The 25650-nt window shown below is 28.0% G+C and carries 29 protein-coding genes; 19 read left to right on the top strand and 10 right to left on the bottom strand.

Annotated elements, in window-relative coordinates:
- Positions 1-161: 161 nt before the first annotated feature.
- The 6 genes from BR69_RS0118515 (at position 162) to BR69_RS0118490 (ending at position 7093) form a co-directional block, all read left to right on the top strand.
- Complete coding sequence (locus BR69_RS0118515) at positions 162-1106, top strand: ABC transporter substrate-binding protein (RefSeq protein ID WP_027634537.1); 945 nt, start codon at positions 162-164, stop codon at positions 1104-1106.
- 218 nt (positions 1107-1324) lie between these two features.
- A complete protein-coding gene (locus BR69_RS0118510; RefSeq protein WP_027634536.1) occupies positions 1325-3046 on the top strand; it encodes an ABC transporter ATP-binding protein in 1722 nt (573 codons plus the stop codon).
- 227 nt (positions 3047-3273) lie between these two features.
- The gene (locus BR69_RS0118505) at positions 3274-3684 is read left to right on the top strand and encodes an OB-fold protein (RefSeq protein ID WP_027634535.1); all 411 of its coding nucleotides are present in this window, start codon (positions 3274-3276) and stop codon (positions 3682-3684) included.
- Positions 3685-4328: 644 nt separating this feature from the next.
- A complete protein-coding gene (locus BR69_RS0118500; protein ID WP_027634534.1) occupies positions 4329-4865 on the top strand; it encodes a sigma-70 family RNA polymerase sigma factor in 537 nt (178 codons plus the stop codon).
- A gap of 12 nt (positions 4866-4877) precedes the next feature.
- The gene (locus tag BR69_RS0118495) at positions 4878-6236 is read left to right on the top strand and encodes a DUF4179 domain-containing protein (RefSeq protein WP_027634533.1); all 1359 of its coding nucleotides are present in this window, start codon (positions 4878-4880) and stop codon (positions 6234-6236) included.
- 356 nt (positions 6237-6592) lie between these two features.
- On the top strand, positions 6593-7093 hold the full coding sequence (locus BR69_RS0118490; RefSeq protein WP_027634532.1) for a GNAT family N-acetyltransferase: 501 nt from the start codon (positions 6593-6595) through the stop codon (positions 7091-7093).
- 91 nt (positions 7094-7184) lie between these two features.
- Here the strand turns inward: BR69_RS0118490 and BR69_RS0118485 are convergent, their stop codons facing one another.
- The gene (locus BR69_RS0118485; protein WP_027634531.1) at positions 7185-8015 is read right to left on the bottom strand and encodes a PhzF family phenazine biosynthesis protein; all 831 of its coding nucleotides are present in this window, start codon (positions 8013-8015) and stop codon (positions 7185-7187) included.
- 193 nt (positions 8016-8208) lie between these two features.
- Positions 8209-9471: an amidohydrolase family protein gene (locus BR69_RS0118480; protein WP_027634530.1), complete on the bottom strand. Its 1263-nt coding sequence runs from the start codon at positions 9469-9471 to the stop codon at positions 8209-8211.
- A gap of 295 nt (positions 9472-9766) precedes the next feature.
- Here BR69_RS0118480 and BR69_RS0118475 point away from each other — a divergent pair, with 295 nt between their 5' ends.
- Entirely contained in the window at positions 9767-10867 is a 1101-nt protein-coding gene (locus BR69_RS0118475) for a sensor histidine kinase (RefSeq protein ID WP_051623682.1), read from the top strand.
- A 29-nt stretch (positions 10868-10896) separates the two neighbouring features.
- Positions 10897-11523: a response regulator gene (locus BR69_RS0118470; RefSeq protein WP_207640787.1), complete on the top strand. Its 627-nt coding sequence runs from the start codon at positions 10897-10899 to the stop codon at positions 11521-11523.
- Between the two features lie 365 nt (positions 11524-11888).
- On the opposite strand, the gene BR69_RS22025 is transcribed toward BR69_RS0118470, so the two are convergent.
- From BR69_RS22025 to BR69_RS21900, 5 genes are all read right to left on the bottom strand, one after another.
- Positions 11889-12026 (bottom strand): hypothetical protein, encoded by a 138-nt coding sequence (locus BR69_RS22025; protein WP_162832182.1) that lies wholly within the window; start codon positions 12024-12026, stop codon positions 11889-11891.
- Positions 12027-12046: 20 nt separating this feature from the next.
- Entirely contained in the window at positions 12047-12196 is a 150-nt protein-coding gene (locus BR69_RS21905; protein WP_160169967.1) for a hypothetical protein, read from the bottom strand.
- 214 nt (positions 12197-12410) lie between these two features.
- Complete coding sequence (locus BR69_RS0118450) at positions 12411-12794, bottom strand: hypothetical protein (RefSeq protein WP_027634526.1); 384 nt, start codon at positions 12792-12794, stop codon at positions 12411-12413.
- Between the two features lie 600 nt (positions 12795-13394).
- On the bottom strand, positions 13395-13526 hold the full coding sequence (locus tag BR69_RS22350; RefSeq protein WP_278246110.1) for a hypothetical protein: 132 nt from the start codon (positions 13524-13526) through the stop codon (positions 13395-13397).
- 25 nt (positions 13527-13551) lie between these two features.
- Positions 13552-13695, bottom strand: coding sequence for a hypothetical protein (locus tag BR69_RS21900; protein WP_160169966.1), 144 nt, complete (start codon positions 13693-13695; stop codon positions 13552-13554).
- A 243-nt stretch (positions 13696-13938) separates the two neighbouring features.
- Between BR69_RS21900 and BR69_RS0118435 the strand changes: the two genes are divergently transcribed.
- The 6 genes from BR69_RS0118435 to BR69_RS21300 all read left to right on the top strand — a co-directional run bounded on the left by BR69_RS0118435 (position 13939) and on the right by BR69_RS21300 (position 18334).
- Positions 13939-14214 carry a hypothetical protein gene (locus BR69_RS0118435; RefSeq protein WP_027634525.1) on the top strand — a complete coding sequence of 92 codons (276 nt, stop codon included), beginning with the start codon at positions 13939-13941 and terminating at the stop codon, positions 14212-14214.
- 764 nt (positions 14215-14978) lie between these two features.
- Positions 14979-15572, top strand: a complete 594-nt coding sequence (rbr, locus tag BR69_RS0118430; RefSeq protein ID WP_027634524.1) for a rubrerythrin — start codon at positions 14979-14981, stop codon at positions 15570-15572.
- 91 nt (positions 15573-15663) lie between these two features.
- On the top strand, positions 15664-16170 hold the full coding sequence (locus tag BR69_RS0118425) for a YcxB family protein (RefSeq protein WP_027634523.1): 507 nt from the start codon (positions 15664-15666) through the stop codon (positions 16168-16170).
- 345 nt (positions 16171-16515) lie between these two features.
- Entirely contained in the window at positions 16516-16929 is a 414-nt protein-coding gene (gene mntA, locus BR69_RS0118420) for a type VII toxin-antitoxin system MntA family adenylyltransferase antitoxin (protein WP_034850116.1), read from the top strand.
- Positions 16926-17351, top strand: a complete 426-nt coding sequence (locus tag BR69_RS0118415; protein ID WP_027634521.1) for a HepT-like ribonuclease domain-containing protein — start codon at positions 16926-16928, stop codon at positions 17349-17351. Before mntA ends, BR69_RS0118415 begins: the two co-directional genes overlap by 4 nt.
- Before the next feature lie 386 nt (positions 17352-17737).
- Complete coding sequence (locus tag BR69_RS21300) at positions 17738-18334, top strand: hypothetical protein (RefSeq protein ID WP_027634520.1); 597 nt, start codon at positions 17738-17740, stop codon at positions 18332-18334.
- 203 nt (positions 18335-18537) lie between these two features.
- Here the strand turns inward: BR69_RS21300 and BR69_RS0118400 are convergent, their stop codons facing one another.
- Positions 18538-19827, bottom strand: a complete 1290-nt coding sequence (locus BR69_RS0118400; protein ID WP_027634519.1) for an FtsW/RodA/SpoVE family cell cycle protein — start codon at positions 19825-19827, stop codon at positions 18538-18540.
- On the bottom strand, positions 19818-20159 hold the full coding sequence (locus BR69_RS0118395; RefSeq protein WP_027634518.1) for a PadR family transcriptional regulator: 342 nt from the start codon (positions 20157-20159) through the stop codon (positions 19818-19820). Before BR69_RS0118395 ends, BR69_RS0118400 begins: the two co-directional genes overlap by 10 nt.
- Before the next feature lie 344 nt (positions 20160-20503).
- Here BR69_RS0118395 and BR69_RS20855 point away from each other — a divergent pair, with 344 nt between their 5' ends.
- Positions 20504-21385 carry a class I SAM-dependent methyltransferase gene (locus BR69_RS20855; protein ID WP_051623681.1) on the top strand — a complete coding sequence of 294 codons (882 nt, stop codon included), beginning with the start codon at positions 20504-20506 and terminating at the stop codon, positions 21383-21385.
- A gap of 342 nt (positions 21386-21727) precedes the next feature.
- Here BR69_RS20855 and BR69_RS21895 read toward each other — a convergent pair whose 3' ends face one another.
- Positions 21728-21871 carry a hypothetical protein gene (locus BR69_RS21895; protein WP_160169965.1) on the bottom strand — a complete coding sequence of 48 codons (144 nt, stop codon included), beginning with the start codon at positions 21869-21871 and terminating at the stop codon, positions 21728-21730.
- Positions 21872-22171: 300 nt separating this feature from the next.
- On the opposite strand from BR69_RS21895, the gene ybaK reads away from it, so the two are divergent.
- From ybaK to BR69_RS0118365, 4 genes are all read left to right on the top strand, one after another.
- Complete coding sequence (gene ybaK, locus BR69_RS0118380; RefSeq protein WP_027634517.1) at positions 22172-22648, top strand: Cys-tRNA(Pro) deacylase; 477 nt, start codon at positions 22172-22174, stop codon at positions 22646-22648.
- Positions 22649-22722: 74 nt separating this feature from the next.
- On the top strand, positions 22723-23652 hold the full coding sequence (locus tag BR69_RS0118375; protein WP_027634516.1) for an alpha/beta hydrolase: 930 nt from the start codon (positions 22723-22725) through the stop codon (positions 23650-23652).
- A 621-nt stretch (positions 23653-24273) separates the two neighbouring features.
- Positions 24274-24396 carry a hypothetical protein gene (locus BR69_RS22345; RefSeq protein ID WP_278246109.1) on the top strand — a complete coding sequence of 41 codons (123 nt, stop codon included), beginning with the start codon at positions 24274-24276 and terminating at the stop codon, positions 24394-24396.
- Between the two features lie 486 nt (positions 24397-24882).
- Positions 24883-25629, top strand: coding sequence for a class I SAM-dependent DNA methyltransferase (locus BR69_RS0118365; protein WP_027634515.1), 747 nt, complete (start codon positions 24883-24885; stop codon positions 25627-25629).
- Positions 25630-25650: the final 21 nt, after the last annotated feature.

Here is a 25650-nt window from a genome sequence, read left to right as displayed (position 1 = left end):
TTATAAATTCTTAAGGTGTTTTTATAAAAAATCATAGTCCATAGAAATTAAGGCTTAACATAGGTTGACAACAAAACTATAAGTCTATAGAATAGGGTTTGTTGAAAATGATTATCATTACGAATTAATTTTTGTTATCTTAATTTATATGGAGGTATATTATGAAACTAAAGAAGGTATTGACTCTTGTATGTACTGCAGCTATAGGATTATCACTTATTGCTTGTGGAGCTAAGAGTGATGATAAGGGTAAGGATAGTAAGGAAACAATTAAGGTTTCTCACTTACAAGGGGAGACAGAAATTCCTAAGAATCCTAAGCGTATAGCAGATGTATCAGGAGCAGCTGAGGAACTTTTAATCCTTGGATACAAGCCTGTAGTTACAGCTAACACTTTTAATGGAGAAGTTTTATCTCACATAAAAGATAAGTTAGAGGGTGTACCAGCAGTAGGAAATGCTTGGGGAGATGCTATTGATATAGAAAAGGTGGCAGAATCTAATCCAGATTTAATAATCTTAAACAATAGACAAGTTAAAATATATGATCAGCTATCAAAAATAGCTCCAACTATCGTATTAAAAGAAGATATGAGTACTTGGAGACCTAAGTTTAAAGAATTAGGTGCAGCTTTAAGTAAGGAAAAAGAAGTAGATAAGTGGCTTGATGCTTATGATACAAAGGCTAAGGATCTACAAAGGAAGGTTGCAGATAAGACAAAGGATAGTAAGTTTATGTTCCTTGGAGTAACTCCTAAGGCTTATAGAATATATGGAAGTTACGGATATGCAGATATATTATTCAATGATTTAAAGGTACCTTACATAGAGGGAACACCAATAGATAAGGCTTTAGAGCAAATGAATATGGAAGCTATCCTTAAGTATAATCCAGATGCAATATTTGCAGTAAGCTTTGGAGGAGCAGCAGATAAAATGCTAGAAGACCTAAAGGCAAATTCTTTATGGAAAAATAGCAAGGCTGTTAAAAATGACAAGGTGTTTGATGTAAACTATGAAGAATTTTCTTCAAAGGCATTTGGACCTCTAGGAAAAGAGGTATTAATAGAGCAAATAGCTGATAGAATAATTAAGAGCTTTTCTTAAGAAGATTTCAAATTTAAATTAGAATAATTCTAACTCTGAGGGGATTTTATGCCCTCAGAGTTTTATGCATTTATATTATAGGTAATAAAACTAATACTTTTTATATATATGCTTATAATACTTAATGGAGTTTTGGTATAATAAAGTTTATATAAAAATTTTTAAACCATATTTGAAGTGTGTAATTATTAACATTATAAATTTATAGGAGGAAATATATGATTAAAACATTTGCAAAATATTATAAGCCTTATAAGAAGCTGTTTACATTAGATCTTATAGCAGCATTTCTTGTGTCAGCTTGTGATTTAATATATCCAATGATGACAAGGGTTATAGTTGATGATGTACAGGGAAGGAATCTTAGAACCCTTTATGTATTCGGAGGAACCCTTATTGTAATATATATAATAAAAGCAGGACTTAACTACTTTCTTCAATATTGGGGACACGTTGTAGGAGTTAGAATGCAGGCAGATATGAGACGTGACTTATTTAAGCATCTTCAAGTACTTCCTAATAAGTATTTTGACAATAATAAGACAGGTGTTATAATGTCTAGAATAATAAATGACCTTATGGAGGTTTCAGAACTTGCTCACCATGGTCCAGAGGACTTATTTATATCTTTAGTAATGCTAATTGGCTCATTTATAATTCTGTGCACAATTAATGTGCCTCTTACTATAATTGTATTTGCTTTCATACCAGTATTACTTTGGTTTACTTCTATAAAAAGGCTAAAAATGAAAAAAGCCTTTATGGAAACTAGAGTAAAAACAGGAGAGGTTAATGCAGCTCTAGAGAATAGTATATCTGGAGTGAGAGTAACTAAGGCGTTTACTAATACAGAACACGAGCTTGAAAAGTTCCATAAGCATAATAACCTATTTAAAGAAGCTAGAGAGTATGCTTATAAAGCAATGGCAGAGTTTTCATCTGGAATGGGCTTCTTTATGGATATCTTAGACTTAGTTGTTTTAGTTGCAGCAGGATACTTTGTTTATAAGGGTAAGATAACTTTAGGAGATTTTACAGCTTATCTTTTATATATAAGAATGTTCCTTCAACCTGTTAAGAGGCTTATAAGCTTTACTGAACAATATCAATCTGGTATGACAGGATTCCAAAGATTTATGGAAATAATGAATGAGAAACCAGAAAATGAAAAGGACAATGCAGTAGAGCTTAAGGATATTAAAGGAGAGATAAATATAAATAATGTTTCCTTTGGTTATGATAATAAGGAGCATATATTAAATGGACTAGACCTTCATGTTAAAGAAGGAAAAATGGTTGCTTTAGTTGGTCCTTCAGGTGGAGGAAAGACTACCCTATGTAACCTTCTCCCAAGATTCTACGAAATAGAAAATGGGGATATATTAATAGATGGTCAAAGTATATATGATGTAACCCTAGAGTCTTTAAGAAAAAATATAGGAATAGTTCAACAGGATGTGTTCCTATTCACAGGAACTATAAGGGATAATATACTTTATGGAAATCCAGATGCCACTGATGAAGAAATAGAAGAAGCAGCTAAAAGTGCTAGCATTCATGACTTTATACTTGGTTTAGAGGATGGATATGATACTTATATAGGAGAAAGAGGAGTTAAACTTTCAGGAGGACAAAAGCAAAGAATATCTATTGCGAGGGTGTTCCTAAAAAATCCTCCAATCCTTATATTAGATGAAGCTACATCAGCTCTTGATAATGCTACAGAGTATTTAATACAAAAATCTCTTGAGAAGCTATGTACAGGAAGAACTACTTTAGTTGTTGCTCATAGATTATCTACTATAAAAAATGCTGATGAGATAATAGTATTAACTGATAATGGAGTAGAAGAGAGAGGAAGTCATAAGAAGCTATTAAATACTGGTGGAATATATAGTGAATTATATAATTCACAGTTTAAGGATAAAGAAGCTTCTTAAAAAGCATTAGGATAGAACGAATCTTCCTTAAGATGGTGTTCTTTCCACCGCCTGAAGGTTAGATGAGTTAATCTAGGGGCGTAGCAACTGTTATCCCCCACCTTACACGTGGATGGGGGTGTTAAAGCTTATAGCCATCAGATAAACCTTCTTATACTGTATTTGAAGAATAGAATTAGCTATATTTGCTAAAACTATGTTCAAAGAGTGTAAGGAGGTTTTTTTGTATGAGAATAAATAAAAAATCTATGTTAATAGTTGTTATAATGTGTCTTATGGTTATTGTATTCAATAATTTATATGTTAAGGCAGCTACTGATAATGAAGAAAATAATATAGTTAAGGCAGAAGATCTTATAAAAATATATATGGAAAATAATAAAAGTGGAGATAGTATATTTAAAGAAAAAAATATAGAGATTACTGGAAAGGTAGATAGCATTAATAAAAACTTCTATGTTTCAAAAGTGAATATGAAAGGCAGTGGAGGAGGATATATAGTATTTAGACTTAATGATACTAGAAATTTATCTTCGGTGAAAAAGGGAGAGGTTATAACAATAAAAGGAGTATGCACAGGGAAGTTTGGAAATAACATTTATATAAATGAGTCTTCTATAGTAGAAAGTAAATCCTGATTACATACATTACTTTAAAAATTTAGTATTTATACTATCAAAACTGTAGATGAAAACTATAAAGCTTTTATCCTATCTAAATTTAAGCTAAGGAAAAGGCTTCTATAAATTAAGCTTACTTTCATATACAAATATAACATTAAAATATAGTTTATAAGAATGAAAAGACCTTAGAGTTAGTTAAATACTCTAAGGTCTTTTCATTCTTATAAGGCTTAAGCTTTGGAGAAGTAGATATTAATTTAGAAATAAGTTTACTACAATATAAATGAGAAGTTGCTAAGAAAAATTTGTGATTTTAATATTTATTTTTGGAAACTATATAAAACTATGAATTGTAAATCGAATTAGAACAGCTTGGATTAAGTAAAATCTTTATCTAAATTAGGTTCTAATCTAGTATAAAATAAAAAAATATATAAATATTAGAAGAAAATGTAGGTTACAAGCATCTAATATATGAAATCTTAGCTAAGGTTTATACTAGAAATAAAAGATCTAATCTAATGATTACGAATTTGTTAGGATAATAATATGACACTTATAAGAGAATTATATGTAGGAAAGAAAATTAAAAAATACAAGGGGATATTTATTAATTAGGGGTAAGGTATACCTTAAGACATATGGGGGAGGGAGATAGGTTGGATATTACATCGCAACTTAAAAAAGATAAAGTTAATAATGATTTAGATGTAAGGTTAGCTAAAAAAGGAGATAAAAATGCTTTTGAGAGAATTATAAATGATAATATTACATCCATGTATAGGGTAGCTACATCAATACTTAGGCACAAAGAAGATATTGAAGATGCTATTCAAAATACAATTATAAAAATTTATGAAAGTATAGAGGGATTAAGAAAGGATGATTTCTTTAAAACTTGGCTTATAAGGATATTAATAAATGAATGCAACAAGATTCTTAGGAATAAGAAGAAGATAATTCCCATGGAAGAAATACTACATGGAGAGGAAGTCAGTGGTTTTAATATAAACAATATGGATATATATAATGCAGTTAATTATTTAGAGGATGATTTAAGAATAGTAACAGTGCTTTTTTATTATGAGGACTTAAAACAGAAGGATATTGCTAAGGTCTTAGGAATAAAGGAAGGTACAGTGGCATCGAGGCTTTCGAGGGCAAGAAATAAACTCTATGATATTTTAAAAGATTAGGAGGGTTATTTTATGAATAGGGAAAAGATTATGGATGATATATTAAGAGATAAGATTATGGAAAATAAAATAGAAGTTCCAGAGAATATTAAAGCTTTAGTTAAAAATACTATAGATAATTTACCTAAGAAAAGTAAAAAGAAAAAAATAATAAAAAGAACTATTATTACAGCAGCTACAATAGTTATTGCCTTTAGTTTGTTTAGCGCAACTTTTCCAGCTGTAGCTAAAAATATACCCATAGTGAATTCTGTATTTTCTTTTTTAATAGAAAATAATAGTATTTCTGATAGTAGTTATATTGATTATTCAGATGATATAAAACTATCTCAGACTAGCAATGGAGTTACAGTAGTAATTGATAGCATAGTTTATGATACAATGAAGATTGCTATAGGATATACAGTTAAAAGTGATAAAAAAATAGAGGTTGAACCTCATATACTTGATAAAACTTTTAAGATAGATGGGAAAGTAGTAAGTTTTGGGTCAGGGGGAACGGGGGAATTTATAGATGAATATACTTATGTTGGTATGGATGAGTTTAGTGTAGGTAAGAAGAGTTTTCCTAAATCTATTAAAGCTAGTATCTTAGGAGGAGAGGTGGATATTCCAGACACTTTTAATATGGATCTTAATATTAGAGAATTACTTGGAGAGGTAAAGGGAGAATGGGATTTTAGGTTTAAGGTTACTAATGAGAAAGTTAAGGGAAAAGTTAAAAATATACCTTTAAACTTAAATCTTTCTAAAATAGATAAAGATATTAATGTTAAGGAAGTTATAACGACACCTATAAATACAGTGATTAGAACTTCTATGAAAAATACCACAGAATATGTTGATACTCTTAGCTATATTGTAATGGATGATAAAGGGAAGTATTTACAGATTAATGGAGCTTCAGGCAATGGGGGGATAAATACTTTTCATAACGAAGAGTATTTTAGTAAAGTCAATGATAATACGGCATCATTAACTTTTATACCCTATATTCGTAGAAGTAATGAAGCAATAAAGAGTGGTAGTAGGAAGTTTAAAGAAGAAAAATTAAATAATAAGGGAGAAACAATAATAAGCTTTGGAAAGCTAGGAGGAGTTACTGTAGAGTCTGTGGATTTTTTAGAGGATAAAACTTTAGTAAGGCATAAAAGTACAGGGAATTTAAGCTCTATGTATGAAACACACTTAGTTTTAGTAGATAGTAATGGAAAGGAATATGAAAGCACAAAAATTACTGAAGATAATGACATAATAATAAGAGAGTTTCCTAAGCTAAATCCTAATGAGAGTTATAAAATTAAGATTGCTGATTATGAATCAGAGATTAAGCTAATGGAGGATAGTTCATTTACAGTGAATATTAAATAATTATCAGTGAAGATATATATAATAAGGTTGATTTTTATGATATAGAAGATTTAAGATTTTGACATACTTAAAATATTTTAAAAAAGGATTTTTCTAAGGAATAAAGGGAATATATTTTTAGGTGAACTATGAGGGATTCATAAATAGAAATGACTTAAATATTGCTTTATTCTTATTCATAACATTATTTTCAAATAATTCTTTAAATTGAAAAAGTATTATTATATAATATAGGAATATATTTTTAATTTAAAATTTGAATCATAAGAGCAGATAATTATAAAGAAAAAGGTTCCATTAAATAATAGCTCTTGAAAAATAATGTAGTATATAAGTAGAAATAGGGGGAGAAGGTTATGGATATAGAACTTAGAGCATTAAGCTTAAAGGATGGGGAAGTCGTATTCAATATGCTTAAGGAGATGCCAGCTGTTAGCAATGGTTTTTATAATACTGGATATGAAATATCTAGAGAAGAGTTTTCTTCATATCTTATGGAGAACTACAACTGTAGTAAAGGAATAGATATTAAAAAAGGATATGTACCTCAAACCATGTATTGGCTATATGTAGATGGTAAAATAGTAGGTATAGGTAAGTTAAGACATTATTTAAATGATAACTTAAGAAAAGAAGGTGGACATATAGGCTATGGATTACTTCCAAAGGAAATAGGAAAGGGATATGGAAGTATACTTCTTAGGGAGCTTTTAAAAGAAGCTAAAAAAATAGGAGTAAAGGAAGCCTTACTAACATGTAATACTGACAATATTCCTTCTAAAAAGGTTATAGAAAGAAATGGAGGAAAGCTTCAAGATATATTTGAGGATAAATATAGATATTGGATAGAGCTATAATATGATAAAACACTATGAAGTCCATTGGTTTAATGAGACTACATAGTGTTTTTGTTTTTAATAACCATGATTAGGGTATAAAATACAAACTTTAAATATATATTTCACCCTTCATTACTATAACAGATTTACCTATTATTTTTACCCTATCTTCAATGATTTTTAAATTCATTTCGCCACCACGTGGAGAGGCTTGATAAGCACTGAGCTCTTTCTTATTAAGGATTTCTCCAAAGTAGTTAGCTAGTAGAGTATGAACTGAACCTGTAACTGGATCTTCATTTACTCCCATCCATGGATTAAAGTAACGAGATATAAAATCATATTTATCATTTCCTATAGCAGTAATTCCAATGCCTTTTACATCAAAATTAAAGGATAAGGTTTTTAATGCCTCATAATCAGGATTAATAGATAATACCTCTTCTGAAGACTTAAGTCTAAGAACTAACTTTTTAGTTTTTTCACCTAATATACAATCCTCAAAGGAAGTTATACCTAAGGCATTAAGTAGCTCAGTAGTAGGTAGAATTTTTTTAGGAGTATCTAAAGGGAAGTCTAGACTTATGCCTAGGGGGGTCTTTTTACATATGAGATCTCCGCTTAAAGTTTTAAATATTAATTCCTCATTGGAGTTTTTATATTTAGAAAATATAACTTCACATGTAGCTAAGGTTCCATGGCCACATAAGGGTACCTCTGCCTTTGGAGTAAACCATCTTAAAGAAAAAGTTTTTGCATTTTTAAGTGAAGAACCATCAATAGGTTTAACAAAAGCAGTTTCTGATAGGTTCATTTCCTCAGCTATAGATAGAAGATCTTTATCTTCTAAGTCTTCTGTCAATATGCATACTGCAGCAGGATTTCCTTTAAATTTTTTATCAGTAAACGCATCTACTTGAAATATATCTAGAATTTTCATAAGTTTAATACCTTCCATAAAATATATTAATTCTAACTTATTGCAATAAGAAAATCTTAAAAGAGTTTAACTAAAAAATTAAAGGCTAAGAAAAAGATTAAGTTTATAAAAAGCAATAAATTCCACAAGTTAGAACCTTTATCGCAATAATTTAGTATAAGTATAATTATATAACTAATAGTAAATAAATTAATTATTTTTTACATATTTTCTCTAAGATTTCTATATAGCTTTTATTTAGGTTTTCTTCATTTATAAGAAGGGATTTTCCATCTTTAACTATCCAATTACCATCAGTCATTACGTGAACAACCATAGAAGCATCCCCTTCCATTACAAGGTTATGGAGTATATTTGAAAAACCATCTTCATTTATCATAGGATATAGTCTAATATCCTTCTTATTTAAAAATACTAAGTCAGCCTTATAGCCATCATCTATAACTCCTAGGCTATCATGAACATTGAAAGCTTTGGCTCCATTTATTGTAGCCATTTTCATAATATCCTTAGCAGAAAACTCCTTTATAGGAGAATTTAATTTTAAAAGTAAATAGGATATTCTTATAACCTGCCATATATCAGTAAAAGAGAAATCCGTTCCTAGTGTTATATTTATATTATTATTTAATAAAGTTTTAATATTAGCATATCCAGATCCTGATTTTAATGTTGTCACTGGACATGTTACTACAGAGGCTCCAGTTTCCTTAAGGATATCTATATCTTCTTCTGTAGTGTGGATACAGTGAAAGAAAACTGTTTTATTATTAAGAAGATTATTCTCATGAAATAATTCAAGAGTAGACTTTCCGTAAGAATTAGATATAATATTTCGTTTTGATAAAGTTTCTAGGCAGTGAGTACAGAAAGGTGGATCTAAATGCTTCTTTATTTTTTTTGACCTCTCAAGAGTCTCTTCATTTATCTTATCTTCTTCTGGAAGATGAGCCATGTATTTAATTTTACCGTCATCCTTATCAACATGTAGATCATAGTCATCAAAGGTATCTATTCTAGCCTTTAATCCTAAGTTTTTAGCTATATCATAAAGAATTGATGGATTTCTAGTAGAAAATGGAGAGTCTTGTATAAAGGTTACCCCTTTTTTCATAAGTTCTAAATATCCTTTAATACATAATACCCTGTAGTCACTTTCTGAAAGTCCGTAGTTAAGGGCATGAAAAAACTTACTGTGAAGTTTTCCAGCATAACTATTATTTTCCCAATCTTCCATAGTCATATCTTTAAAAAGACCTCTTAAGATATTAGAGCCACTATGGTAGTGAGAGTTAAAAAGTCCAGGAATAACTATAAAATCCTCACAGTCTACAACATCCTCATATGAATCATCAATTTCCCCATTAAGAATCTCTAAAGACTCATGTTTAATAAAAATATTCCCCGTTTTAAATTCCATATCCCTATTAAGATAAGTAACATTTTTTAAATACATAAATATATATACCCCCAATATATAGTGATTTTGACTAGAATTCTAGAATAAGAAAGAGACTTACTGCACCCATTAAAATAAATTAAATTAGAATATTAAGTACTTTATTTTACCATATATTAACTAGATTTAAGAAATAATATATAACTATGATATAATAATTTTACATTGATATAATTAAAAAAATATAAAACAATAAGGGAGTTTTTTTTCATATAGGTTATTATTTAGTTGGTAAATTGGAATAGTCTGAATAATTGAAAAATTAAATAAAACTTTAAAGGAGCTAGAATTTATGTATTGGTCACTTATATTCTTAAACCTCATAGTATTTTTAAATTTTATATATAACAGTATTACTTTAGGATATAGTATAGCTCAATCTGTAATTATTGGGATAACATATATAGCTTTGTACTTGATTATGAAGAACAAATTTATTAGTGAGAAATCTATAAAAAGATTACATATAATAATTTTAATAGGACTTTTTGTGGTGATTATAAAAGTTAATTCCTATGCATATGTTTTTTTATATATTTTTTTATGTGAGACTATAATAAAGTTCAAAAAAGATATTATATTATATACCTTGATGCCTGTATTATTAAATATTAGCTTTTTAATTAAAAATATAGATACAGCTTATATGCTTCTAATAGCTCAGATTTTTATATATAGTTATTATGAAAATAAGAGTGTTGTAAATAAGGCGTGGGTTACTAATGATGAGCTTAGAGTGCATAATGAAAGGCTTTTAAGTAGTAATAGAAGAAAGGATACCTTAAATAGGCAAATATATTACACATCTAAGTTAGAAGAGAGAAATAAAATAGCTCAAAATCTTCATGATAAATTAGGGCATACCATATCAGGAAGTCTTATGCAGTTAGAAGCAATTAATATACTTATAGATAAAGATAAGGACAAGGCTAAAGAAATGCTTAAAGTAATAACTGGGGTTTTAAGAGAAGGTATGGATGATATAAGAGGAACATTGAGGGACCTTAAGCCTAATAAAGAGGAAGTAGGATTTAATAGGGCAAAGCTTATGTTAGAGGAGTTTTCCTATAAGTCACAAATTAAAACTACTTTATCATATACAGGAGATCTTCAGGTTATAGATTATGATATATGGAATGTAGTGATAGAAAATTTAAGAGAGATTTTAACTAATACAATGAAATATTCAAAGGCTACAAACTTAGGATGTAGGATAGTTATATTAAATAAACTCATAAAGATAGAGATTAAAGATAATGGAATAGGGACAAAAGCATTTAAAAAGGGTGTTGGAATAATGGGAATAGAGGAGAGGGTTGCTACTCTAAATGGAAAGGTAATTTTTCATGGTAGTGATGGATTTTCAACTGTTATGCTTTTTGAGAGAAAGTAAATAATAGGTATTATGTAAAGGAGATAATTATGATAAAGGTAGGGTTAGTAGATGATGATATCTTAATAAGGGAGAGTCTTAAGATAATTCTTAATAATGATTCAGATATTTCAGTGGTTTTTTGTGGGGAAAATGGACAAGAAGCTGTGGATTATTGCAAAAATAATGAAGTTCATGTGTTTTTACTTGATATGCGAATGCCTGTAATGAATGGAGTAGAGGCTTTAAAAATAATAAAGAATATAAGTTCATCAAAGGTGTTAGTTCTTACTACTTTTGATGAGGATGAGTTTATAAAGGATGCATTAAAGTATGGAGCTAGTGGGTATTTACTTAAGAATAACACTCCGGACAAGATAATAGGGGCAATAAAAACAGTTATGAATGGAAGCAGTGTAATACAAGAGGAAGTTCTTGAAAAGATAGTTGATGATATAAGGGAAAATAAAGAGAAACCTCATTTTATGGAGGAGATATTTACAGATAGAGAAATGGATATAGTAAGGCTTATATCAGAAGGATATTCTAATAAGGAGATATCAAGCAAACTATATATATCAGAAGGAACAGTTAAAAATTATATAACTACTATACTTAGTAAAATGGATTTAAAACATAGGACACAAATAGCAGTTGCCTATTTAAAGGGACTATAACATTCTTATTAAAAAGTATATATAAATTATAAACCATGGATAAAGGGAAGAAACTTAACTATATCCATGGTTTTATAATTAAAGATTCTGAAAAAATATCTGTATTTGATTAACCATAATAACTTCAAGAATTATTGTAATTATAATGAGTCCTATAAACATAAAAAGCTTAAATTCAGATATTTTATCTTTCATATATTTTCCCTTTATAAGAGAATAAAAATCAGGGGTGATACTGTATTTTAATGATTCATTAAGACTTTCTTTGTTTCCAAATATGATTTTAAAGTACAATTTAAATAAAAATATATCTAGAAAAATGAAGATTAAAGAAAAAATAATAGAAATCATAGCTCTACCATCCTTTACTTACCAGTGGTTTTTAGTTTTTTTAAATCTTCTACTAATATACCTATTCCAAGACCTATTAATGTAAAGCCTTGGACATTTCCAAGTATCATTCCCATGCCTATACCTATAAATAGACAAGGAGCTACAATCATTTTATACACCTCTTAAATACTTATTTAGAATGATTATTGAATTTGTTTGTATCTTCTAGAATGTACTTTATAAGCAGACCAAAGCCCAATCCAAGGATTGTTCCTGCTCCAGTGTGACCAAGTATCATTCCAATACCAATACCTATAAACATACAAGCTGGTATTATCATTTTAACCCTCCTTATATAATTAAGTTTAAAACTTAAAATCCTATAAAAAAGTTCTTTAATTAATAATATGATTGAAAAATACAAAGAGTACATAGTGAAGATAAATCTTATAATATAATAATACAGTTTATTGGAAGATTTATCTATTAGGAAAAATGTAAATTATAAGATGTTCATAGTATTTATAGATAGAGAAAAAAATAAGTACAGAGAGTTAAAAATCTCTGTACTTATTTAAAATATATGAAGAGCATAGAAAGCTTATAATTCCTCCAAAGATTAAGGCGGATAAAGATCTTAAATCAAAAATTATACCATTATTAAAATAGAAGTCATATAAAAATAAACCTACTATAGTGAGCAGAGTATATACTAAAATTCTGCTATGGCTTAGACTTTCTCTTGCAAATATATTGAAAAATGATAAAAGGCATACTATTGATATTATACACAGTACCTTTGGAAAACTATAAGATATAAAGGAGGAATCTAGAGAATCTCTATATAAATAAACCTCATAGATGAACTTTGTTATAAGAGCTATAACACCACTAATAAATGAAATTGAAAAATATCTAGCTAATAATTTATTATGCATAAAATCACCTCGTATAAATATTTTTATTGCTACATAATAGTAAGTTTAATAACAGCAATATATAATAATAGTTATTTTATATATGAATATGATTTTAAGATTTAACCTTCTGTATATGGATAAGTATTTTAAGCACATAGTGAGGTTATTTTAAGCTTCATAAAACATAGGAAGTATTATTTTATGATATGCATCAAGCTGTAATAGCTATATTTATTCCTATATAAAATCAAGGATATTAAGTGAGTTTTATATAAATATATGACGGACTTAGGTAAAAAGTGAGTAAGGAATTTTAGTAAATAAGTTTCACAAACATATTAATATAGTAAAATTAGGCTCAAGAGGGGTATAAGATATTGTTATGGTGTATAAAACCAAATTATATTAGAAATTCCATAAAAAGTCAATAGATTAAAGGGTAATTGTTAGAATATTAAAAAATAAAGTTTTACAGTGAAGTAAAATATGTATTCCTTATGAAGTCTTATTAAAAAACCAAAAAATAAAAAGCTTAAAACCACTAGCTAATCTATAAAGATTTAGTTAGTGGTTTTAAACTTTTATGATGTATTCAATTTTATTCATTTTTCCTCCAAGCTACCTAGAAAGAGTATTATTAATTCTATTCATCATTTCAATTATTTCTAAATTCACCTCATCATCTTTATTTTCTAGGGGCTCTACTTCATCACATAGGTTAAATAATTTTTCTATAAATTTTTTAATCATAGCTAGTTTCTCCTTTCCCATAGTACTATCCCATAATATTAATTTGCATGATTTGGAAAACTTCTATGGCTTCTTTTTCATAGTTCTTGTCCATTTCAAATAGTCCCTTTTCTTCCTCTACTTGAACCTCATCAGTATTGAATAACTTATCTAAAAATTTCTTAAGCATTATGTTTCCTCCTTAAATGTTTTTCTCTTACCTTATGAATTAATTATACTTTTTTTGAACTATATGAACCATTTAAGTGGATTACAATAGGGTAGTTTTCACTTACACTTTTGTAACTAGAGGGTAACCTTAATGAAATATTTAAAATAGGAGGGAAGAAAATATAAAACTTATCATAATAATATATAGATTAATATTATATTAATTGAGGATATGCACTACTAAAATAGGGGGAAGGGGTTCTTGAATATAGCGGTATTTATATCATTAATATTAATAGTTGTATTCATAATCGGTATGGCTTTAATTATGATGATAAATAATAAGAAAGTTAGGATCTCTTGGATAGAATTAATAATAACCTACATTGTAATCCATACATTTTTATCAAAGGGAATTTTTAAGTACAAAAACTTTCATATAGGAGTAAAAATAGTGGGGGTTCTAGCTACTGTGATTTTAAGGATAGGAATTATATTTATAATTATTAGGGGTTTTTATTTATTGGTTTACTTATAAGAAATGTAATACTATGAATTAAAAAAATATAAAACCACTAAGTAAAATTTATATATACTTAGTGGTTTTATATCTTTAAATTTATTATATTTATTGTATAAATCATTAAAAAATCCTTTCTATTTTTAGTTATTGTATTAAAAGATTTTAGTCTTCAACTACAACAACTTCCTTAGTATTAAATAAAGCATCTAAGATTTTGTTTAACATAATTACTTCCTCCTTAATTTTTAAAATATCTATTTTTAGAGTTTAACTTTCTAGTCTTCAACTACCACAACTTCTTTAGTATTGAATAAAGCATCTAAAATTTTATTTAACATAACTGTTACCTCCTTAAGTTCTTATCTTTTCTATGATTTAATTATATATTTTAACTGCATAATCAGCCATTTATCTTTATTACAAAATTATAGTCTAACCTTACACTTTTGTAATTTATAAAAAATATAGGGGAATGGTACAAGTAATCTTATAGTTAAAGAGTTTAGAATTAAGGATAAATCTATAATTAAGAGAATTATGGGGTGTTATCAAAGTTAGTGTTAGGTTTAAGAGATAAAGTAGGGGTGGACTTTAGAAAAAGTTAGAAAGATAAGTGATTAGATTGTAAATAAAGTGTTACCTTATAATAAACATAAAGTGAAGTTTTACATAAGGAGGAAGGATTAAGTAATATATGGTATATAATATATGTAGTAAAATAAATATTAACATATCTAAAAGATAGTGTTACAAATTTTGTTTATGAGGGGGAAGTTATTATGAAGTCACTAAAAGGAACAAAAACTGCAGAGAACTTATTAAAGGCTTTTGCAGGAGAGTCCCAAGCAAGAAATAGATATACTTATTATGCAGGTGCAGCTAAAAAAGAAGGATATAATGAAATATCTGAAATATTTATGGAAACTGCAGAGCAGGAGAAAGAGCACGCAAAAAGATTTTTTAAATTCTTAGCAGAAGATTTTAAAGATGAAGAAATAGAGATAACAGCTGGTTATCCTGTGGCTCTTAGCACTTCTACTATGGATAACTTAAAGTCTGCTGCTTCAGGGGAAAATGATGAGTGGACAAACCTTTATCCAACTTTTTCTAAAATAGCTAAAGAAGAAGGATTTATAGAAGTTTCTATAGCTTTTGATAGAATAGGAGAAGTTGAAAAATTCCATGAGGCAAGATATCTTGATTTACTTAAGAATGTAGAAGAAGGAAAGGTATTTAAAAAAGACGAGGATGTTATTTGGCAGTGTGGTAACTGTGGATACTTATATACAGGAAAAGAAGCACCAGAAAAGTGTCCAGCTTGTGTACATCCAAAGTCATATTTTAGACCTTACTCAAAGAGTTACGGAGTATAATATTTTAAAATTATTTGGAGGTGGTAGTATTGCCACCTCTTTTTATATTCAGTATAATAGGCTTTACTAAAGATAAAGAAGAGGTGTTAAAATGACTATTGAATACGAATTAACAAAGGATGACTATATAGGTTTTAATATGTATCATATAGAAAACTCTGAAAAGATAAAGAAGACTATATTTTTTCAAAGATATGTAATGTCTTTAATATTACTCCTAGCTCCTTTAATAATAGTATTAACTACAAACAAGACTTTTGGTCAGTGGTATTTTTATTTTATTATGGTTTGGGTCTTGTGGATAGTATTCTATGAGAAGAATTTTAAGAGAAGTATAAAAAGAAAACTTATAAAGATGGCTAGTAAAGGTGGAGCTAATGGAATAATAGGACACCATAAATTAACACTAACTGAAGATAAGATAATAGAACATAAAACTGAGGATTTATCCTATGATAAATCTATAATAAATAAGGTTGGGGAAACAGATAGCCATATATTTATATACATATCAGATGTTAATGCTTATGTGGTTCCAAAGAGTGCATTTGAGAATAAGGAAGAAGAGGAAAAGTTTAAAAAGCTTTTGGATATATAGTATAATAGTTACTTATATTTTAGTTAAGACAATTAAGTATATACATTTAAAATATAAGTAAGGATATTAAGTTATATTCTTTAAAGTGAGAGTTTTAAGATATATATATAATGGTAAAAATATAGTTGAATAACAAAAATAAAGTACTAGTATCATGACTATGTAATGCTCTCTGTCTATTTGACAGGGAGCATTACACTAATGAAACATTAGTGCTTTTATTGTATGTTTAATATATTAAATATGATAGAATTATATAATAAGAATAAATATGGTAAAATTTAAAAGTTGATAAATAATATATTTTATAAATAGAAATGAAATTTAAGAAAGGTAGATATAGCTATGAGTAATGAGCAAAAACTAATTTTAGAAAAGTTACAAGCCGATGAAGTAGTAAGTTTTATTAAGTCATTACATATTAATAGCATGATAGTGTTTGGAAGTGTTATAACTGAAGAGTTTACATGTGAATCGGACATTGATATAGCTATTTTAGCTAATGGAAAACTATCTATAAATGATATATTAAACGTAGAATTATTTCTAGAAGATATACTTAATATACCTATTGATGTAGTTGATCTAAATAGTAGCAACTTAGATTTGTTTATAAAAATAGAGATATTAAATAAGGGTAAGGTATTATATACAAATGACAATAATAAAGAGTTGGATAATTTTATAGATAAATTAGAGTGGACCTATAGAGAAAATGAAAATTACTTCTATTATAGAAGGAGGGATTTGTTAAGATGAATAATGATAGGTTAATAAAGATTATAGAAGACATGGCTGAAGTTATAAAGAATCTTAATGAATGCAAGGATATTTTAAAAAGTCATGATGAGAATAAAACAACTATATTTATTGAGTTTGGATTAAAACAAATATTTGTAGATTTTTTTATTACAGTAGAAAGCTTTACTTCCATGGTTCTAAAAGAGCTTAAGGAATTTAAAATAGGTTTAGATATGAAGCAATCTTTAAGGATTTTAAGAGATAAAGATATTATTAATGAGGAAGTATTTTTATTCCTAAGTCAAGCTAGACTTTTAAGAAATAGAATATCTCATAGATATAAAGAACCATCAAGAACGGAATTATTAGAATTTATCGATTCAAATATCATGAGGTTCAATGATGTTCTGGACTTAGCTAAACAGTTTGCAGAAAATTAGCCAGAAGGTAATAATGGATAAGGTTATTTCTACAATTTAAATTTAAAAAGTATAATTAAGAGTAAAATACGTATATTAAATAAGGAAGATCACTAGTAAGCTTATTAACGGCATGCTAGTGATTTTATTATGTCTTTAAAAGAGTTATTATGGTAGGATATACATAAAAGTAATAATTATCCAAATGGGGTGTGGTTGTAGTAGAAAGGGAAACTGATGAAAAAGGAGAAAGTACTGTGTTTTGGAAAGAAGATGAGGGGGTAACCTTACCCATAGTATAAAAACAGTGGTTTTTTTAAGGTTCAAATAAACTATAGAAAGAATAGAGTAGTTATTAATAGGCGGTTGGTTGATATTATAAATAAGAAGGGGAGTATTGGGGTTATATGAATAAAAAATTACTTATGTTAATAGGTTCAGGGGTAATAATAATTTGCATAATTATTGCAATGAAGTTTATGAAGGGTGTTAAGACAATAGAAGAGGCTTTAGGTATTCCAAGCAAAAATTCTGCAAAGATAATTGCTGAAGATAAAACTCCTAAAGGAAGTGTGGTTTTTTCTTATTCTAAAGAGAAAGATAGTCTTTATACAAGCTTTATAAGAAAGAGCTTATTCGGATATGAAGAGTTATATAGTGGAGTAGCAGGTGATATTACTGAGGCTTCAGAAAAACTTAAGTTATCCTATAATTATTTTCCAGCAATAAAACAAAGTTCATTACCTATCTACTTTGGGATTATGGGAGAGGATAAAATAAAGGAAGTTAAGGTAAAGGAAGCAGAAAGTAAAGATGGGTGGAAAAGTGCAAAGATAATTGAAGCTGAGGGAAAAAGAATATGGATTATATATATGGAAGGATTTAAAGGTTCAAAATTTAATATTGTTGGGATATCTGAAAGTGGAGAAGAAATTGTGAGTATAACAGATAATATCTCTCCTCGTAAAGCTGAAGATAAGCCTATAAAAAGTCCATATAAATAGACGGAATCTTCCTTTAGATTATGTCCTTTCTACTATCTGAATGTTAGAGGAGTTAATCTAAGATTGTCACAACTGTTATACCCTACTTTTAGAGTATAGGGTGTTAAAGATCCGAGCCATAAGATAGAAATATATAGGGAAATATTAATATCCTGCTTTCAATAGGAGTGAAACAATTCCATATTAAAGGCAGGATATTTTATTTAATTTATAGAGGTTTCGGGAAGGGTTTTTCCCTTATATATGTTTAGTACAATACCTATAACTAATAAGCTAATAAGAGAGCTTGATCCACTATAGCTTATAAAAGGTAATGTTACATATGCTGTAGGTACTAGATTTAAGTTCATAAGTATACTAAAGAAAGCTTCAAGGGCTAGGATTGAAACAATACCACTTATTAATATCTTTCCATAGCTATCACGAACAGCAAGAGACATTTTAATCATTCTTATAATTAAGAAAAGGAAAAGAGTAATAACAAGAGCTCCTATTATCCAACCCATTCTATATATAATATAGGTAAAAACAAAATCAGTATGAATTTCAGGTAGTATTAATGGATCAAAGTTTTCTGCCTTACCAAAGAAAACTGAAGATCTTAGCATAGAGGCTATGGTGCCACGAATTTCAGATTTTCCACTAAGGCTACTATATTGCTCTATAATCTTTAAGTATCCTCCCATTGCAAAGAATAAAAAGCTGTTAATAATAAAAGTTAAAATTATATATTTTATATTTATATTATTAATCTTCATAATCACACATAAAGTCAGAATGTAGATTATAGATAAAAGAAATGATTTTGTTGTTAAAAGCATAGCCCCAGGAATTATAGACAGGACTATAAGGCTAATCCTATGACTTTTTATATTAAAATCTATATTATGGAATAGTCCACTTAAAGCTATAATAAATAAAAACACACTAATTGTAGGCATATTAATAGTTATAGGTCCTAGGGGTAACCAACCACCCTTTCCATTTATGGTGGGATATAATAATGAGGAGAAGCCTAGCAAAATTAGAGTGATTACATATATATGCATTGAGTATTTCTTAAGTTTTCTATAATCTAAGAACATAGCTCCAATTAAAGTTATTAATCCTAGAGATGTAAAGATTAAGGTCTTTTTTAAGAAAAAGAAGCTATCTGAAAATCTTCTATAGGAATAATCGCTAGACTCAATAAAATATAGAGTGAAAAATCCAAATAGTATAAGTAAGGAAACTGTTATTATAAGTTTTAAATCTATTTTTTCCTTGTGAACACTATTAAGCTCTTCTCCTACTATATCTGAACTTCCCATTTGAGAAAGGGACTTTTTTATGGCTTCTTCTTCACTTAATCCACTTTCTAAATAGTCTAATGTCATTTCTTCTACATGACATAAAAGCTCCTGTTTAATCTCTTCATGGATTCTCTTATTCTTAACTTTTAAGCAGATATGATCCAGATATAAATTAACTTCATTGTTATCTTTTATTTGCATGGTACCACCTCCAGAAGGACTTTATCTACTGAGGATTTAAATATATCCCATTCTTCCTGCTTTTCTTTTAGATATTCTTTTCCTTCTTTAGTGATTCTATAATATTTTCTTTTACGTTTTGATTCCCCTTCTTCCCAGTAGGATTCAATTATTTTATCTTTTTCTAAGGAGTGGAGTATTGGATAGAGAGTTCCTTCTTTAAATGAGAAAACACCGCTAGATTTTATCTCTATCTCTTTAATCATTTCATAGCCGTACATTTCTTTTCTTTGTAGAAGACTTAAAATAAGTACAGAAGTACTTCCTTTAATTAGTTCTTTATTAACTTTCATAAAAACCTCCTCTTATACCTAGATTTACTATACATAGATTATCTAGGTATAATTATAAAATGATTTTATATAAATATCAATAGGGATTTAATTTTCTTTTAAAGATTTATTGCTTAAGTTTTTCAGATGAAGGAATAATATAAGTTAATGATGCTACTAAGTTTAACTTATATTATAGATTTAATAAGATAATTGCTATATAATAAAAAAATAATTTACAACATTTCATTCTAGAAGAGCTAAAAATTCGTCTAAAGTTAGGCTGATTTTATTTAAGGTATTAATATTTTAAGTTAATTTTTAATTATGTTTTTATAATTATAAGGAAAGGATTATAGATAAGTATGAGGGAGAGTAATAAAGACACCGAAAGAGATGAAAATAAAGAGGAAAATCATATACACAAGATATCTTCAGAAAAGAATCAGGAATCATGGAATAAAGAAACCTATAATGCTTGGATAGAAAGATTAGGAGAACCAAAAGATGCAGCTGATAGGATTAAAAAAAATCCAAGTAAAGTTTTATCTGTAATCCACAATAAAATGGATAGGGTAGAGGGTAAAAAGATAATGAATCTTATGGGGTCTAATGGCAATAAAGCTGTGGCATTAGCATTACTTGGTGCAGAGGTAACTGTTGTAGACTTTTCAGAGGGAAACAAAAGGTATGCAGAAGACCTGGCGAGAGAGGCAGGAGTATCTATAAACTATATTTTATCTGATGTTTTAAAAATGCCTAGGGAGGTATTTACAGGGGATTATGATATAGTTTTTGCAGAGATGGGAATAATTCATTATTTTATTGACTTAAAACCCTTTATAACCATAATAAAAAGATTATTAAAACCTAATGGAAGACTTATAATTAGAGATTTTCACCCAGTTACAACTAAGCTTATTTCCTCCAGAGGATCAACAGCTAAGATTAGAAAGCATAAAGTTACTGGAGATTATTTTGATACTTCTTTAGAGGAAAAGGAAGTAGCTTATTCTAAGTACTTAGAAAAGGGTGAAGAGGTACATAAAGTCTTACTTAGAAGATGGAACTTAGGAGAGGTAGTTACTGCTGTGGCTAAGGAAGATCTATTTATAACTAGCTTAGATGAGGAGCCAAACTTATCCTCAGAGATCTTTGACAAGGGTATTCCAAAGACATTTACCTTAGTTGCAGAGAAAAGATTTATGAAGGGTGAATATCCTTTATATGAGGATTTTATACTATAAGAAATAAGAAAGTATGGTATATAAGCAACTTTAAAAGTTTAAAAATATTCATAAGAAATACAGGGAATAAAAAAACATGGGTATATAAGTAACTAAGGGCTTCTTTGGACTCTTATTATATAAATTACTTTTATTTAGAAAATAATATTTTAATATAAAAACATTAAAATATAAAAACACCATTAAGCTACTATTAAAGTTACTTAATGGTGTTTTTCTCGTATAATATATTTTTAAATATTAGGGGGGACATCTTAAGTTTCTCCTTTAGTTTTATCTTATTAACCCTAAGATTAATACTTGTACATTTTATATTTTTCATAAGATTCTATTTAAAGTTTCTTATGCTCTTATATTTAATTGCATAGCGTAAAGAGCTTCTATTGCCTCTTTCTCATATGCCTTGTCCATCTCAAATATACTTTTTTCTTCTACTACTTCTACCTCATCAGTATTGAATAATCTATCTAAAAATTTTTTAATCATTATTTATTCCTCCTAAACCTTACTTAATCACCTTATATCCTTATTATAGCCAGTCCACATTTTTTTAAACATCGAAGGAGATTACAAAAAATAATTTTTAACTTACACTTTTGTAATATAGATATAACTCAATTTATGCCCTATTAAAAATCTTATGTAAGGCTTAAAACTTATGATATAAAATCAGGTGTAAGTATATGGTATAATTTAGTTAGAGGGTTATATTAGAGAGAAATAATATATGAAATTATCTTGATATATAAAGAGGTAATAAATTTAATAAAAAGTGAGGAAGAGACTATGGCACAAGGAAAAACTAATGCAATGAGAATATTGGATTCAAAGAATATAGAATATAATATGATAACTTATGATAATAAAGATGGAAAAATTGATGGAGTATCTGTTGCAGGTAAAATTAATAGGGATGTAAAAGAAGTTTATAAAACCTTAGTAGCCCAGGGACAGAGTAAGGAGATATATGTTTTTGTAATACCTGTTGAAGAAGAACTAGATCTTAAAAAAGGTGCAAAGGCAGCTAAAGAGAAAAAGATAGAGATGATTAATGTAAAGGATATAACAAAGCATACTGGATATATAAGGGGAGGGTGCTCTCCTATAGGGATGAAGAAACTATATAAAACATTTATAAATGAAAGTGCTAAGGATATGGAGAAAATTATAGTAAGTGGAGGTAGAATAGGAGTACAAATAGAGATAAATCCTTTAATTCTACTAGAGGTAATAGAGGGAGAGTTTCAAGATATTATTAAGTAAGATAATATTAGTAATTGATATAATAACGAAGTATAAAAGTAAGTTAGAAGATAAAATTATAGTGGAGGGAAGTTATGGGTGCTTTAATATTAATTTTCATAATTATGATTTTCATTATTTTACTTGGGAGCTTCTATTTTTATAATATTGCCATATTAAGATCAGAAAAAAAGTTTCTAAACAGCAATAGAGATTTAAAAAGCAAGGATATAAATGCTATTTGGAGAGCAGATAATAAGTGGATAAGCAATCAGAAAGTAGAAGTTATAAATCTTAAGGGTTACAAGGACGCAAATTTAAAAGCTTACTATATAAAAGCAGAGAAGACTACTAATAATACTGTAGTATTAGCCCATGGCTACTCAGGAAGAGCTATGGGAATGACTGCCTTTGGAAAATTCTATAGAGAGAGTCTTGGGTTTAATGTTCTTATGCCAGATGCAAGAGGGCATGGAGATAGTGAAGGGGACTATATAGGTTTTGGATACCATGAAAGAGAAGATTATAGAAGGTGGATTAATTATATAGTGAAAAATAAGGGAGAAGATTCAAACATAATTCTTCATGGAGTATCAATGGGAGCAGCTACAGTACTTATGGTAAGTGGGGAAGGGAGTATATATAATATTAAGGGGATAATTGCTGATTGTAGTTATACTTCAGCGAAAGATATTTTATCCTATCAGATGAAAAAGATTTATAGAGTACCTAGTTTTCCACTTATATATACCACTAGTCTTTTATGTAAATTAAGGGCTGGATATTTTTTTAGTGATGCATCACCCCTAGAGGCGGTAAGAAGAACAACTAAACCCATACTTTTTATCCATGGGGAGGAAGATAAGTTTGTACCCTTAGATATGGGATATAAGCTTTATAAGAATTGTAATAGTAATAAAAAGAAAATATATATAGCTAAAGATGCTAATCATGGTAACTCTTATTTTGTAGACAAGAAAGAATATTTAAAGAAAGTTAAGGAATTCTTACATGAAGTTATTTAAGTTTATAATGGAAAAGGGATGGTTAAAGTGTACATTTAGACACTGTAACCATCCTTTTTCTGTAATTATAGTTTAATTATATTAGAAGCATTTTTTAATAGAACGAATCTTCCTTAAGATGGTGTTTTTTCACTATCTGAAGGTTAGATAAGATAATCTAGGGGTGTAGCAACTGTTATACTCCCACCTTTAGAGGATTGGGGGGAAAGATTATAGCCATCAGATAAATCTTCTCTATGACTTATAGCTAAAGAAATTCAAGGGATGAAACTCTTTGAAGTTAGAACAATATGTTAAGAGTTTTAATAAATTTAACAAATAATTTTGTCATAAATCAACAATATGATTAATATATATTTATTAAAAGTTGGGTTTAATAAAGTTTTTAATTTTATTAAAAATAAAATAATAAGGGGAGTGGAGAATATGAGTTAATAATTTAAGTGTTAAATTATAATAGGATAAGGTTAAAGTGAGGTTATATAAAATTAATCTTATTTTAAATTAAAAAGGAGTATAAATATTAAACTTAGAATTAAATAACTAGAATATTAGAGAAGATATCTTGAGTGAAGGCCTTCGGTTATTAGACATGTCAGTTCTAAAATAGGAGGTGAAGATATGAAAAGGAGAAAAAGTGGTTTAAAAAGAAGGGAGAATATAGAAAAAAGGCTTTTAATCCTTCTAGATATCACATCTAAGTTGTTGTATATACTTTTTCTAATTAAACAAATAATTAGTTAATTAAATAAAAATAGATTCAGAGGTACAATGAAATGCAGGTTTTAAAGAGTTAAAAGATAAGCTTAGTTTAAGGACTTAAGCTTATCTTTTTTCACATAGATTTAGTAATTATATAAATTACATAATAATGCTAGAGGGTTTTAACCAATATAGATTTTTAAAATTATCTTAGGGGTTTTATGAAAGCATTATAATAGAAAATGATACTAGTTACATGAGAGGAAATAGCTATAATAGAAGCCTATAAGCACTATAAGAATTTATAATACTTGTAGCTTGATTTACTAATTAGTATCACTTATTAATAGTAAAATATATGATATAATATAATAAAATTATTAAATTAATAATCTGCTATAAGTTAATTTATATAATTTATTATATAGTAACTTGTAGTAAACTTAATATTTATATTTACTTCTTATTATAAGAAGTGTGCTTTATTTAAAACTAGGGGATTTTATTAATTAAAATGGAGGGGTAGTTATGAGTGGTAAACACAGAGAGTTTTTTGCAGAATTCTATGATATCTTACATGAGGGGAACTATAGCCATAAGATTTATGTTGAAAAATTAAGAGAGTATGGAGAAGATATACTAGAACTTGGTTCAGGTACAGGGCGTATTCTTATACCTTTAATTGAAAATGATTACAATGCTGTGGGTATTGAAAAATGTGAGGATATGATAGCTCTTTGTAATAAAAAGTCTAAGGGAAAAGCTGAGGTTATTAAGGGAGATGGTAAAATTTTTTCCTTAGATAGAAAGTTCAATGTGGTATTAGCTAGTTGTAATTTTATTAATAAATTTAATAAAATAGAAGACTTAGTTTCTATGTTTAAATGTGCTAAGGAACATTTAAAGGATAATGGGGTATTTATAATAGACTGCTCTCTTCCTTACATGGAGCTTATGGTGAATAGTAATGGACTAGAAGAGACTTTTGAGTTTTATAATAAGGAAAATAGTACTAAAATAGTGGATAAGTTTAAAGCTACCTACGATTTTACTCATTCTAAGGAGGTAAATGAAAGAATCCTTGAAGAGTATAAAGGGGAAGAGCTTTTAAGAAGGGCAGAAGTTAAGGAAGAAATAACTTATTATATGCCAAGGGAGTTAAAGGCTATAATAGAACTCAGTGGTCTTAAGATTATAAAAGAAAGCGGCTCACTTAAAAAAGATATACCTATAGAAGGGAACGCAGGTGAAATGATACTTTATTGTACTGCTTAATAATATATAATTAATAAATAT

This window comes from Clostridium hydrogeniformans DSM 21757 (assembly GCF_000686705.1).
Classification (GTDB): Bacteria; Bacillota; Clostridia; order Clostridiales; family Clostridiaceae; genus Clostridium_Z; species Clostridium_Z hydrogeniformans.
This window is presented reverse-complemented; position numbering and strand designations above follow the sequence as displayed.